The organism is Nonomuraea sp. NPDC054003, from assembly GCF_055585125.1.
The window spans coordinates 130,262-143,088 of the sequence record NZ_JBVJKR010000010.1 but is presented as its reverse complement, the minus strand read 5'-3'; the positions used below and the strand labels follow the sequence as shown (position 1 = coordinate 143,088).

The 12,827-nt window shown below is 70.1% G+C and carries 8 protein-coding genes; 3 read left to right on the top strand and 5 right to left on the bottom strand.

All coding sequences use genetic code 11. From position 1 onward, the window contains the following. Positions 1-116: 116 nt before the first annotated feature. Both ACZ6YG_RS26330 and ACZ6YG_RS26325 read left to right on the top strand, forming a co-directional pair. Entirely contained in the window at positions 117-1,187 is a 1,071-nt protein-coding gene (locus tag ACZ6YG_RS26330) for a lytic polysaccharide monooxygenase auxiliary activity family 9 protein (RefSeq protein ID WP_219542788.1), read from the top strand. A gap of 22 nt (positions 1,188-1,209) precedes the next feature. After that, positions 1,210-1,746, top strand: coding sequence for a hypothetical protein (locus tag ACZ6YG_RS26325; protein ID WP_148035557.1), 537 nt, complete (start codon positions 1,210-1,212; stop codon positions 1,744-1,746). 192 nt (positions 1,747-1,938) lie between these two features. Here ACZ6YG_RS26325 and ACZ6YG_RS26320 read toward each other — a convergent pair whose 3' ends face one another. From ACZ6YG_RS26320 to ACZ6YG_RS26310, 3 genes are read right to left on the bottom strand one after another with little or no spacing between them, the layout of a single operon-like run. After that, entirely contained in the window at positions 1,939-3,522 is a 1,584-nt protein-coding gene (locus ACZ6YG_RS26320) for a cellulase family glycosylhydrolase (RefSeq protein ID WP_466019459.1), read from the bottom strand. Beyond that, a complete protein-coding gene (locus ACZ6YG_RS26315) occupies positions 3,519-6,098 on the bottom strand; it encodes a glycoside hydrolase family 9 protein (protein WP_466019585.1) in 2,580 nt (859 codons plus the stop codon). Before ACZ6YG_RS26315 ends, ACZ6YG_RS26320 begins: the two co-directional genes overlap by 4 nt. Further along, positions 6,041-8,968 (bottom strand): glycoside hydrolase family 48 protein, encoded by a 2,928-nt coding sequence (locus tag ACZ6YG_RS26310; protein WP_466019584.1) that lies wholly within the window; start codon positions 8,966-8,968, stop codon positions 6,041-6,043. The genes ACZ6YG_RS26315 and ACZ6YG_RS26310 overlap by 58 nt, the downstream gene beginning before the upstream one ends. 296 nt (positions 8,969-9,264) lie before the next feature. Here ACZ6YG_RS26310 and ACZ6YG_RS26305 point away from each other — a divergent pair, with 296 nt between their 5' ends. Continuing rightward, on the top strand, positions 9,265-11,616 hold the full coding sequence (locus tag ACZ6YG_RS26305; RefSeq protein WP_466019458.1) for a glycoside hydrolase family 6 protein: 2,352 nt from the start codon (positions 9,265-9,267) through the stop codon (positions 11,614-11,616). An 80-nt stretch (positions 11,617-11,696) separates the two neighbouring features. Here ACZ6YG_RS26305 and ACZ6YG_RS26300 read toward each other — a convergent pair whose 3' ends face one another. Next, positions 11,697-12,101, bottom strand: a complete 405-nt coding sequence (locus ACZ6YG_RS26300; protein ID WP_148035560.1) for a DnaJ family domain-containing protein — start codon at positions 12,099-12,101, stop codon at positions 11,697-11,699. 103 nt (positions 12,102-12,204) lie between these two features. Then, the gene (locus ACZ6YG_RS26295) at positions 12,205-12,678 is read right to left on the bottom strand and encodes an ATP-binding protein (protein ID WP_187281516.1); all 474 of its coding nucleotides are present in this window, start codon (positions 12,676-12,678) and stop codon (positions 12,205-12,207) included. Positions 12,679-12,827: the final 149 nt, after the last annotated feature.

The window sequence follows — 12,827 nt, the reverse complement described above, 5'->3', positions numbered from 1 at the left end:
TTTCACTCGATGTTGTCGAACGAAGTCCGGACATGTTGTAATGCGACCACGCGAAAGCTGCCGGGCGGGCGGGTCGTGGTGGGTTCCTCTGTCATGCGAGCAAAGGAATCTTCTTCATGAGAGTCATGCGTTCGGCGGCACTGGCGGCCGCTGCGGCGTTAGTCATGATCGTCACCGCCTTCGTCATCCCCCAGTCGGCCCAGGCCCACGGCGTCACCATGTTCCCCGGCAGCCGCACCTTCCTGTGCTGGCAGGACGGCCTGCGGGACAACGGCGCGATCGACCCGTACAACCCCGCCTGTGACGCGGCCGTCGCCCAGAGCGGCACCACCCCGCTCTACAACTGGTTCGCCGTGCTCCGCTCCGACGGCGCGGGCCGGACCAGCGGGTTCATCCCCGACGGCCAGATCTGCAGCGGCGGCACCGGCGGGCCGTACGACTTCAGCGCCTACAACGCGGTGCGCAACGACTGGCCGAAGACCCACCTGACGTCAGGCGCCAACATCCAGATCCGGCACAGCAACTGGGCGGCCCACCCGGGCTCGTTCGACCTGTACATCACCAAGAACGGGTGGAACGCGAACGGTCCGCTGCGCTGGGCCGACCTGGAGAAGTTCGGCACCGTGAGCAACCCGCCGCAGTCCGGCGGCGTGGGCGGGCTCAACTACTACTACTGGAACTCCACGCTCCCCGCCGGCAAGAGCGGCGACCACATCCTGTTCATCCACTGGAAGCGCTCCGACAGCAACGAGAACTTCTACAGTTGCTCGGACGTCGTCTTCGACGGCGGCAACGGCGAGGTCACCGGTGTCGGCCCGGGCGGCAGCTCTCCCGGCCCGGGCCCCGGCCCGTCGGACACGCCGACCCCGGACCCCGACGCGGACTGCCAGGCCACCTTGCGCGCCACCGACACCGGCTGGGCCGGCCACTTCCAGGGCGAGGTGACCGTCCGCAACACCGGCACCACCCCGCTCAACGGCTGGACGGTGTCCTGGACGTACTCCGGTGGCCAGGGCTTCGCCGGAGCGCCGTGGAACGCCACGCTGACCGGGCAACCGCCCAACGTGGTGGCCAAGAACGTGTCGTACAACGGGCAACTGGCGCCGAACGCCTCGACCACGTTCGGCTTCAACGCCACGGGCAGCGTGCCCAGCCCCGTCCCGACGCTGACCTGCACGAGCCCGTAGAGGCAGGCTGATGCTGGAGGACGTGCGAACACCCCCGGCCCGGCGGCGCGGCTTCCTTGCCGTCGCCGCCGTGGTCGTGGCCGCCATCGCGGGTACGTCGCTCTTCGCGGTCCTGCGGCAGGGCGACCTGCCGCAGGACCTGTCCGAGGAGCTCACCGCCCGCGTGACGGTGCTGCTGGAGAGCGCCTCGCAGGAGGAGCACCTCCACCACGGGCACCACTTCGAAGAGGACGCCGGGAAGATCATCTGCGCTGTCGAGCCGTTCGGCGTGTCCCCCGAGGACGCGCGGAGCGTGACCGAGGTGGAGTGGGTGTACGCCCGGCACATGTGCGCGATCACCGGCCCCGGCACGGACTGGAAGACGTCCGTACGGGCCGCCGGGCCGCTCGCGGTGCACTTCGGCCACCACGCGGAGGTACAGGTGCCCATGGCGGGCACCGGTTACCCGCAGCGGGTCAGGGAGCTGATCCCGGAGCGCCTGCACGAGGAGGCGTTCGCCGACTTCGGCGACGACGAGGCGCTGGAAGCCGCGCGGGCGAGGTTCGAGCAGGCCAAGTAGGAACGAGCACTGCGAGAAGGAGCGGGCGGGCACCGCGGGAGGCGGTGGCCCGCACGCGAACGCGGCCGGCGGGGAGTGGGGAGGACTCTCTTCTGGGCCGGCCGCGTTCGCGCCATCCGGGCGGGATGGTTCGCAGGGGCGGTTCACTTCATCGGGGTGGGGCCTCACCTCCTCGGGCGGGGAACGGGGTGGTCAGGTGGCGCAGGTGTAGCCGGACGGCACGCTCGTCTGGCCGCCGGGCCTACTGGCCTGGAAACCGAAGCTGGTGCTGCCGCCGGGGCCGAGGTTGCCGTTGTAGCTCGCGTTCCTGGCGGTCACGGTCTGGCCGCTGACGGACACCGTGGCGTTCCAGGAGCCGGTGATCTGGTGGCCGGCGGGCAGCGTGAACGTCACCGTCCACCCCGTCACGGCCGAGGTGCCGGTGTTGGTGACGCCGGCCTGGACGACGTACCCGTCGCCCCACTGGCTCTGCACGGTGGGAGCCACCGAGCAGCCGCCGCCCGAGCTGCCGGGCTGGGTGGTGAACGAGGCGTTCGGGGACGAGCCGGACTGGTTGCCCGCCGCGTCCCTGGCCCGCACGTACACCTGGTAGGCGGTGGACGGGGTGAGGCCGGAGAGCGTGATCGCGTTGGTGGCCGTCTGGCCGAGGAGCGTGCCTCCCGAGCGGTAGACGTCGTAGCCGGTGACGCCCACGTTGTCGGTGGAGGCGGTCCAGGTCAGGCGGGCGCCGGTGGCGGTCACGTTCGACGCCGACGGGGTGCCGGGGGTGGACGGCGGGGTGGTGTCGACCGGGCCGCCGCCGCCGTAGATCGCGGCCTCGCGGGAGGTCGCCCTGATGCCGTTGGTCCCGTTGAAGAGCCGCTGGCCCCAGGAGGTGAGCTGGTTGACGTCGAAGTTGGTGACCTGGTCGAGGTACTCGACGCCGCCGCCGTTGCCGCTCCACGACCAGCCGAAGTAGCCGAGGCCGCGGCTCACGGCCTGGGCCATGATCGTGTCCTCGTCGGGGTCGCCGTCGGAGTGGTTGTGCCCGAACTCGCCCACGACCAGCGGCAGCCCGGCGGTCCTGAACGCGTCCATGTAGGCGGTGATCTCCGCGGCCGTGTCGAAGACCCCGTACATGTGGATCGAGAAGATCACGTTGCGGTCGGGGTCGCTGTCGAAGACGGTCCTGGCGTTGTCGCGCATGCCGAACTGCCAGTCCTGGCCCCAGTTGGGGGCGTCGACCATGAGCGCGTGGTCGAAGCCGTTGGTCCGCAGCTTCTGGATCGCGGCCGAGGTGGCGGCGGCCCAGCCCGGGGTGACCGCGTTGTTGCCGATGGGCTCGTTGCCGATGTTCACGACGACGTAGTCCTCCTGGCCCACCAGGGCGGACTTGACGCTGATCCAGTAGTCGGCGGCCTGGTCGAGGGTGTAGGCGCCGCTCTGCTCGCCGTACCCGGTGGTGTCGTGGTTCTCCAGGACGCAGATCAGCTTGTTCTGCTTGCACAGGGAGACGACGTTGGCCACGTCGGCGGTGTTGTTGGGGGTCCACCGGCCGCCGCTGAGCACCACGCGCACGGCGTTGGCGCCGAGCGACTTGATGTCGCGGAAGGACTGGGTCTGGCTGGTGTACCAGGTGTGGGCGTGGCTGGTGCCGCGGAAGATCAGGTTCTGTCCGCCGCTTTCGACGATGTTCGCGCCGCTGACGTGGATGCCGACGGCGGCGTGCGCCGGTTGGCTGATCAGGGCGACCGGGAGGAGGATGAGCGCCGCCAGGGCGGCGAGGCGTGATCTCATGTGCTGCCCTCAGAGGTGCAGGTGATGGGGTCGGGTACGACACCGCCGCCGTTGGCCAGGAAGCCGAACGTGGTGGTGCCTCCGGGGGCCAGGGAGCCGTTCCAGGTCTCGTTCCGCACGGTGACGGTCGAGCCCGACGCGGTGTGCCTGCCGCCCCAGATCTGGGTGATGGCGCCGGAGCCGGTCCAGGAGACGGCCCAGCCGGTGATCTGCGAGGTGCCGGCGTTCTTCACCGTGACCTCGCCCTGGTAGCCGCCGCTCCACGAGTTGACGACCTTGAACGCGGCGGTGCAGCCGCCGGTCGGGGCCGGTTCGTCGGTGGTGGTGAACGTGACGCTGCCGGACGGCGGAGAGGTGTTGCCGGCCGCGTCCCTGGCGACGACGTACGCGGTGTAGCCGGTGCCGGGCGTGAGCCCGGTCAGGTCGAAGGTCGTGCCCGTCGCGGTGCCCGCCTTCTCCCCTTCCAGGTAGACGTCATAACCGCTGACGCCCACGTTGTCGGTGGCGGCGCTCCACGTCAGCCTGGCGGTGGAGCCGGTGATCGCGGAAGCCGCCGGGGTGCCCGGCCTGCCGGGCGGGGTGTCGTCCTCCTCCTCGGGTCCTGGCGGCTGGCCCCAGATCTTGGTGCCGCCGCTGTAGAGGGTGATGTTGTCGACCCGTACCGGCGTCGCGCCCGGCGTGGTGGTCACGCCGCGGTAGGACCAGTCGTTGGCCGGGTCCCACGTGCCGGAGCTGGCGATGCGGAACTGGATCTCCCTGCGGTGCTGCGACTGTCCCGCCGGGGCGATGCGCTGGCCGGAGCAGTCGACGGACACGTAGTACGTGCTGCCGCCGGCCGGGTGCAGCGTCGGGGCCGCGCACTGGGTGTACGCGGACGACACGGTGATCTGCGAGGCCGTGGTCGCGCCGTCGAGGGTGAAGTAGTAGCGGAACGACCCGTCGTCCAGGACCCGGGCGGGCCAGGCCGACCGGTTGCGGATGATGGCCTTGATCTCGGTGAAGTTCGCGCCGGTGGCGTTGACCCCGGCCTCCACGAAGATCTCCGGCCCGTCGGGCGTCTCCTCGGTGGGGAAGCCCGCCGCCGGCGGCCCGCCGTACTCCCGGTAGAGCCGGGCGAGCGCGCTGGTGAAGCCCGCGTTGTAGTCGGTGGCGACCTCGTTCATCACGTAGTCGTCACGCTTGTCGGTGTAGGCGTCGTTGGGGTCGGGCGGCCCGCCGACGAGCGCTCCGTACAGGGTGTGGCGGGTCTCCACCGGGGAGGAGAGCTGGTCCGTCCACGAGCCGTGCGCGGTGCGGTGGTGCGGGTTCTTGGGCGGGTTGTTCCCGAACCCGATCACGTAGGACGAGTTGCGGGGGTTGTCGCCGAGCGCGTAGCCGATCTGCCGTACCGCGAAGTCGTGGTAGCGGGCCTTACGGGTGGCGTCGGTGATCGAGTCGCTGTGCACGAGCGCCGCGAAGGCGGTGTTGGCCGCGTACCGCAGTGACCCCCACCGGTCCAGCACGGCCTGGCCGCCGGGCGAGTACGCCACCCGGGAGCCGTTCACCCCGACCGTCCACCAGTCGAGCCAGCGGTTGGCGTCGTCGAGGTACTTCTGCTTGCCGGTCAGCTTGTGCAGCAGCACGTAGGTGCCGTAGGACTTGTCGTCCCAGGCGATGGTCCACTTGTACGACTTGATGGAGGTCTGGGGCTCGGTGCCCAGGCTGTCGTAGAGCGACTCGGCCTTGGTCAGGAAGGTCGAGTCCTGCGTTGCCCTGTACAGCCAGATCGCGCCCCAGACCAGCTCATCGGTGTATCCGCTCCAGGAGTTGTAGTAGCTCTGGGCGTCTGTGATGCAGTCGCTGTACTCCTTTCTCACGGTGTCGGCGAAGGTGTAGAGCTGCCTGGCATGGGTGACCAGCGTGTCGGCGTAGCCGGGGTCGGTCGGCCGGAAGACGATCGACGCGGCGGCCATCGCCGCCGCCGTCTCGCCCGCCAGGTCCGACCCGCCGCACGACGCGTCGATCTTGTACGAGGGACGCGCCATGGACATCGCCTCGGCCGGGCCCCACCAGGCATGGTCGGTGCCGCCGTTGCCGACCTGGCCGTACAGGACGTTCGGCGACGGGTGGGCCTTGATGAAGTAGTCGTTGACCCACCGCAGGTTGTTCAGCAGGTGGGTGAGCTGTCCGGAGTTCTGGTAGGCGTCGCGGTACTCGACCGCGCCCCAGGCCAGCATGGTGGCGGAGAACGCCATCGGGAAGCCGAACTTGACGTGGTCGCCGGCGTCGTACCAGCCGCCGGTCAGGTCGCGTCCGACGTCGGCGCCGTCGTCCGTCGCGGAGTCGCCCCGCCATCCGACCCGGTTCCAGTCGGGCAGCTCGCCCGACTGCTGGGCCTCGTAGAACCAGAGCGACTTCTGAAGGGCCTCGCCGTACGCGAACGCCGGGGCCGCCGAAGCTTGGGCGCCCGGTACGGCGAGGAGCGGGAGGGCGAGGGCCGCCGCCGCGACGGCGGCGGCCCTCCGGAGGGTGCGGCTGATCACGGGAAGAGCCGCCCGTATTCGGCCAGGGCCACGGCCACGTCGACCTGCGCCCAGAACCGGTGGTAGTTGAAGGTGGGCACCGGCCCGGTGCCGTCCAGGTACGCCTGGACCTCGGGCCAGTCGGGGTCGTCCTCGTAGAAGGACCTGATCGACAGGAACGTGGAGTTCGAGTTGATCGGGTCGCCGTTCGGCATGGTGCCGGTCCAGCCCGGCGGCACGTAGACCGGGTCGTCGACGCGCTGGTAGTCGGCCTTGGTCTCCTCGACCGAGACGCCCTTGTCGTCGCGGTTCTCCCACACGGCGTCGAGCAGCGCCTTGGCCGTGTCACGGGCCTCGGCGTGGTTCGCCCTGGCCGCGTAGTACATGAGCACCTTGGTGTAGGAGCCGGCGACGCCCACGTCCTGGGTGTGGTTGACGACCTCGACGTGCAGGTTCGGGTTGGCCGGCGGCATGCCGGTGGTGGCGTTGAAGTTGCCCGCGGGCGCGCCGGTCCAGCGCAGCGTGGACGGGATCTGGTAGTCGCCGCCGCTGCTGACGGTGGTGTTGTCGAGCGCCCAGGTGACCCACTTGTCGAGCAGCCGCTTGGCGTCGGCGTTGCCGGTCACGTTGTACAGCTCGGCCACCCGCTCCATGGTCCAGGCCTGGAAGCCGAACCACTGGTTGGACGGCGGGTCGTGGTAGACGGGCTGCCAGTCGTAGGTCATGCCGTGGAACTTGGGCAGGTTGCTCGGCGGGGTGCCGTAGTCGCCTTCCCAGCTGTTGGTGGCGCCGCCCGCGATCGCGCCCTCGGCCGACTGCAGCCAGGTGTAGAACTGCAGCTGCCGGGTGAGGCTGGTGCTCCAGTCGTTGGCGCCGGTGGAGCTGCGCGGACGCAGCTCGGCCACGTTCGACAGGGCCCAGGCGGCGAACGGGTTCTGGTAGCCGGAGTGGTTGTGGCTGGAGCCGATCCGCCAGGCCCAGCCCGCGTTGGCGTCGGTCGCGCCGCCCCAGGCGTAGTACCAGGACATCAGGTAGGAGGCGGCGTTCTTGCCGGTGCCGGCCGGGCACGACGGGCTGGTGCACCCGGGCTGCTTGAAGTACTTGTCGTACATCGAGTAGCGCAGGTAGTCGCCCATCTTGGCGGCCTTGGCCACGGTGGCGGAGATCTGCGACTCCTTGCCCTGCGCCTTGGCCCAGGTCAGCGCCCAGTACGCCACCTGCACGGCGCGGGCGTCGGCGTCGGGGGCGTTGGTGTACTTCCACTGCTTGGCGTAGGAGGAGTCCTTGATGAACAGGTCGAGGAAGCCGTTGGGCCCGCCGTGCTCGAACGTGTCGCACGACGGCTGCGGGATGGTCTCGAACACGGACTCCTCGGGCCCGCGCTGGTAGGTGTTGATGTAGGCGGGCTTGGTGGTGCCGTCGCCGCAGCGGCCGAAGCCGTAGGTGTTGTCGACGTCGAGCAGCCAGTGCATGCCGTAGATGTCGCGGGTGCCGTACGCGCTCTGCAACTCGCCCGCGATCGGGTCGCTGCCCACGCTCACGCCCTGCTCGATCTGCGACGGGTAGTTGCTGACGCTGGTGTGCTCGGCCGCGTACGTGGCCGGCTTGGACGGGTCGTAGAACGAGTTCGTCGGCTGGTCGGCGGTGGCCGGGATGATGTACCTCTCCATGGAGGCCCAGGCGTTGTTGAACTTCGTCCAGTCACCGGTGACCTGCCCGTAGACCGCCTCCAGCCACAGGTAGTAGCTGTAGGCCTCGGACGTGGTCTCGTGCCCGTGGTCGGGCGCCTCGACCATGAACGTCTCCACCGAGTGGTACGGCACGCCCTCGGGCGAGAAGTAGCCGTTGGCGGGGTCGTGCAGGTCGTTGTACATCTCGGTGAAGCGCTGGATGTACTCGTTGTCGCCGCCGGTCCCGTCGTCGTCCACCTCGGTGGCGTTGACCTCGACCGGGGCGTAGCCGCTGGCGCTGACCCTGAACACGGCCGAGCCGCTGACGTCGTCCGCGTCGTCGGCGGCGTTGAGCGTCACGGTCTGCGCGGTGTTCCAGTTCGACGTGCTGAACGTGCGGGTCGCGCCGGTGCCGACGGTCAGGTCGGTGTCGCCGCTCACCCGCGCGGTGGTCACGGACACGTTGCCGGAGGGCTGTGCCGAGAGCCGGACGGAGAAGGAGGCGTCGCCCGACTCGGGCACGGCCAGGCTGAGCGGGCTGACGAGGAGCGCCGGCGTGTTGGTCGACGTGACGGTGATCCCGACCGGGGACGACACGGTGGTGTCACCGTCGTCGTCGGTCGCCCTGGCGGTGATCGAGTAGTTGCCCGCCGCCACGTTCTGCCAGTTGTAGGTGTAGGGCGCGCTGGTGTCGGTGCCCAGCAGCGTGCTGCCCTGGTAGAAGTCGACCTTGGCGACGGTGCCGTCGGCGTCCGCGGCGGTCGCGGCGATCGGCACGGTGGCCGGGGCGGTGAAGCTCTGCCCGGCGTTCGGCGAGGTCAGCGAGACCGTGGGCGGGTCGTTGACGTCCTCGTCGCCGCAGGTGGTGCCGTTGATCGCGAACGAGGTGGGCGCCGGGTTGCTGCCCGACCAGGTGCCGTTGAAGCCGATGGAGGTGCTGGCGCCGGTGGCCAGGTTGCCGTTCCACGGCATGTTCTGCGCCGTGACCCGCGTGCCGGACTGGCTCCAGGTGGCGCTCCAGCCCTGCTGGTAGCGCTGGGTGGTGGTCGGGAAGTCGAAGGTCAGCGTCCAGTTGCTGAGCGGGTCGCCGCGGTTCTCGATGGTGATGGCCGCGGTGAAGCCGCCGCTGGAGCCGCTGCTCCAGTCGTTGGAGGTGTAGGACACCTGGCAGGCGACGGCCGCGCTGGCGGGCGCCTGGGCGAGTACGGTGGTGGTGCCCGCCACGAGGACCAGGACCGCGGGTGCGGCGAGCCTCCTGGCCAGGCGTGCGAGCATCGAACGGGGTCTACGGATCACGGTTGCTCCATGGGAGTAGGGGGTGGGAGCGCTCCCATGGGGATTGTGCGTTGCGCCGTGGAGGCGATGTCAACGAAATGCCCTCCGGGTGACGCCGGTATTTCCTCTCACCTGGTGGCGTGGCATGAAAGTTTCACGCCGGTTAAGGGGCGTTCGGCGAGCGTGCGACGGCGTGACGGGGCTCGCGGAGTGTCGTCGGCTGTACACCCTGGCGGACCGGTTGCACCATTGGGAGCGCTCCCAGTCAGCCTCTGTCCCCCTGGAGTTGATGACTCGTGAAGATCCCACGCGGCCTGCGCAGATGGGCCGTGACCGCGACCGCGACCCTCGTCGCGGCCTTCGGCCTGGTCGCCGGGCAGACCACGGCGGCGCACGCCGCGGTCGCCTGCGACGTCGTGTACACCCCCAACACGTGGACCTCCAGTCCGGGTCAGGGCGGCTTCACCGCCGGCATCACGCTGAAGAACCTCGGCGACCCGCTCAGCAACTGGACGCTGACCTTCGACTTCCCGACCACCACCCAGCGCTACACCCCCGACGGCTGGGGCGCCTCCTGGAGCCAGTCCGGCACCACCATGACCGGCCGGAACATGCCGTGGAACGGCAGCCTGGCCACCGGCGCCAGCATCTCGGTGGGCTTCAACGGCACCTGGTCGGGCACCAACCCGAACCCGACGTCGTTCGCCGTGAACGGCACCACCTGTGGCGGGCCCGGCGGCGTGACCCCCTCGGTCATCACCTCCGCCAGCTCGGTCGCGGTCGCCGAGGGCGGCACCGCCACCTTCACCGCCCGCCTTTCGTCCGCCCCCTCCTCCAACGTGACCGTGAGCACCACCAGGACCAGCGGTGACACCGACCTGACCGTCTCCTCCGGCGCCTCGCTCACCTTCACCCCGAGCAACTGGAACACCCCGCAGACCGTGACGCTCGCAGCCGCGCAGGACGCCGACACCGTCTCCGGCACCGCCGTCTTCACCGTGGGCGGCACCGGCGTCACCTCGGCGAGCGTCAACGCGAGCGAGGTGGACGACGACGCCACGCAGGAGCAGTCGCTGATCGTCACGCCCACGTCCGTGACCGTGCCGGAGGGCGGCACCGCCACGTTCACCGTCCGGCTGGCCGCCAGGCCCACCGCGAACGTGACCGTCACCACGACCGCCGGCAGCGGCGACACGAGCCTGACCGTCTCCGCCGGTGCCTCGCTCACCTTCACGCCGGACAACTGGAACACCCCGCAGACCGTGACCCTGGCCGCGGCGCAGGACTCCGACACCACGGCGGGCACCCGCACCTTCACCGTGGCCTCCACCGGCCTGACCTCCCGCACCGTCACCGCCACCGAGGCGGACGACGACGGCGGCACCAACCCGACGCACGTCGAGAACCCGTACGCGGGAGCCACCGGCTACGTCAACCCCAACTGGTCGGCCAAGGCCGCGGCCGAGCCCGGCGGCGCGGCGGTGGCCAACATCTCCACCGCCGTCTGGATGGACCGGACCGCCGCCATCGCCGGCTCCGCCACCGCGATGAGCCTGCGCGAGCACATGGACGAGGCCGTCAGGCAGGACGCCGCCAACGGCGCCTCGCCGCTGACCATCCAGGTCGTCATCTACAACCTGCCGAACCGCGACTGCTCGGCGCTGGCCTCCAACGGCGAGCTGCGCATCTCCGAGAACGGCTTCAACCGCTACAAGAGCGAGTACATCGACCCGATCGCCGACATCCTGGACGACTCGCAGTACGCCAACCTGCGCATCGTCACGATCATCGAGCCCGACTCGCTGCCGAACCTGATCACCAACACCGACCAGTTCGCCGACTGCCGCGAGGCGGACGGCCCCGGCGGCTACCGTGACGGCGTCCGCTACGCGCTCGACAAGCTGCACGCGATCACCAACGTCTACACCTACGTCGACGCCGCCCACCACGCCTGGCTCGGCTGGGACTCGAACTTCCAGCCCGCGGTCGACCTCTTCTACCAGACCGTGGCCGGCACCGCCGCGGGTGTGGACAGCGTGGACGGCTTCATCGTCAACACCGCCAACTACTCCGGCCTGAGGGAGCCGCACTACACGATCAACACCACGGTCAACGGCACCTCGGTCCGCCAGTCCACCTGGGTGGACTGGAACTGGTACATCGACGAGGCGACCTTCGCCACCGCCCTGCGCAACGCCCTGATCGCCAAGGGCTTCCGTCAGGGGCTGGGCATGCTCGTCGACACCTCGCGCAACGGCTGGGGCGGCACCGCCCGCCCGGGCGCGGCGAGCACCTCGACCAACGTGAACACGTTCGTGAACGAGTCCAGGATCGACCGCCGCATCCACGCCGGCAACTGGTGCAACCAGAGCGGCGCGGGCCTCGGCGAGCGGCCGCAGGCCGCCCCGGCGGCGGGCTTCGACGCCTACGTCTGGATCAAGCCTCCGGGCGAGTCGGACGGCGCCAGCAGGGAGATCCAGAACGACGAGGGCAAGCGCTTCGACCGGATGTGCGACCCCACCTACACGGGCAACGAGCTCAACGGCAACAACCTGACCGGCGCCCTGGCTGACGCGCCGATCTCCGGCCAGTGGTTCTCCGCCCAGTTCAGAGAGCTCGTCAGGAACGCGTACCCGCCGCTGTCCTGACACACGGCACAGGGCCCAGGCCGCCGGATCAGCCCCGGCCTGGGCCCTGTATCAAAAAGCCACGTATCAAAGGCACATGATCACTTCGAACGCCTCTCGCGCCACCGCGCGACGAGGCGTTCGACGTCGTACGGCACGAGGTTGAGCGGAGGCCCCGACAGACCGGTCCTGATCGCCTCGCGGATCCTGTCGTTGATCTCCCCGACGATCCGCCGCAGCTCGGCCTCGGTGCGCGCCCCCTCGGCCAGGCGCAGCGCCTCCTCGGCGTCCTTGCGCAGCTGGAGCGTCGGCGGCAGCGGCATGGACAGACCCTCGGCGCGCACCTTCTGCTTGATCCACCACATCTCGTCGTACGGCCGGTCGAGGCCGGGGATGGGCTTGCCGGCGCCCGGCAAATCGTCGAACTCCCCGCGCTCCATGGCCTCACGGATCTGCCGGTCGACCCAGTTCTCGAAGGGCATCCCCGGCGGTTTGCGCTCGCTCACGCGCTGCTCCCCAGATCTCAGGCTCTCCTGCGAGCCTATGCGAGGACCCCGCCCGCCGAAGGCGCGGGCTGTGTCACGGCAGGCGGGGCCTCGGTCCTGGGGTTCAGGCGACGAAGGTGCCTGGATGGCGGCCCAGCCCGGTGACCGCCACCCGGACGCGTCTCATGGGTGACAGCCGCCTCCCGCGGTTCTCCGGCAGGCGCATGGTGATCTCCACCCGGGTCCCCTGGGGACCGGTGCTGAACATGACGCCGTCGCTCAACCGGCGGATCAGGTAGAGCCCCCGGCCGTCGAAGGCCGAGTCGCCCGGCAGGCTGTGACCGTTCAGGCGGCCGCGGGGGATCCCCGATCCCCTGTCGACCGTCTCCGCCCGCAGGAGCCCGTCCACCGTCCGCAGCGTGACGTGGCCGCTCCCGCCCGCGTGCGCCACGGCGTTGATGACGCTCTCGTGCACGGCCAGGACGAAGTCGTCGAGGCGCGGGCTCACCAGCCCGCAGCCCGTCGCGTGCCGCGCGACGGCATGGCGCAGCTCGGCCACCTCCTCGACGGTGAAGGGCTGGGCCAGAAGAGTGCGCATGGCAGGCTCCTCGCGATTGCCTGGTGTCGCCGACGCGCGGGACTCGAAGGCAGGCGTCATACGTGCGGTGCTCGTACGCGTTCGATCGGGTGGCGATGGTGAGCCCGGGGCGGGCGCGCGAGAGCCGCCGAGCTGCCGACCGGCCGGCA

Coding starts and splice junctions, on each gene's coding strand:
- ACZ6YG_RS26310 (WP_466019584.1), bottom strand. CDS start 8,968: ATGCTCGCACGCCTGGCCAGGAGGCTCGCCGCACCCGCGGTCCTGGTC.
- ACZ6YG_RS26295 (WP_187281516.1), bottom strand. CDS start 12,678: ATGCGCACTCTTCTGGCCCAGCCCTTCACCGTCGAGGAGGTGGCCGAG.
- ACZ6YG_RS26320 (WP_466019459.1), bottom strand. CDS start 3,522: ATGAGATCACGCCTCGCCGCCCTGGCGGCGCTCATCCTCCTCCCGGTC.
- ACZ6YG_RS26330 (WP_219542788.1), top strand. CDS start 117: ATGAGAGTCATGCGTTCGGCGGCACTGGCGGCCGCTGCGGCGTTAGTC.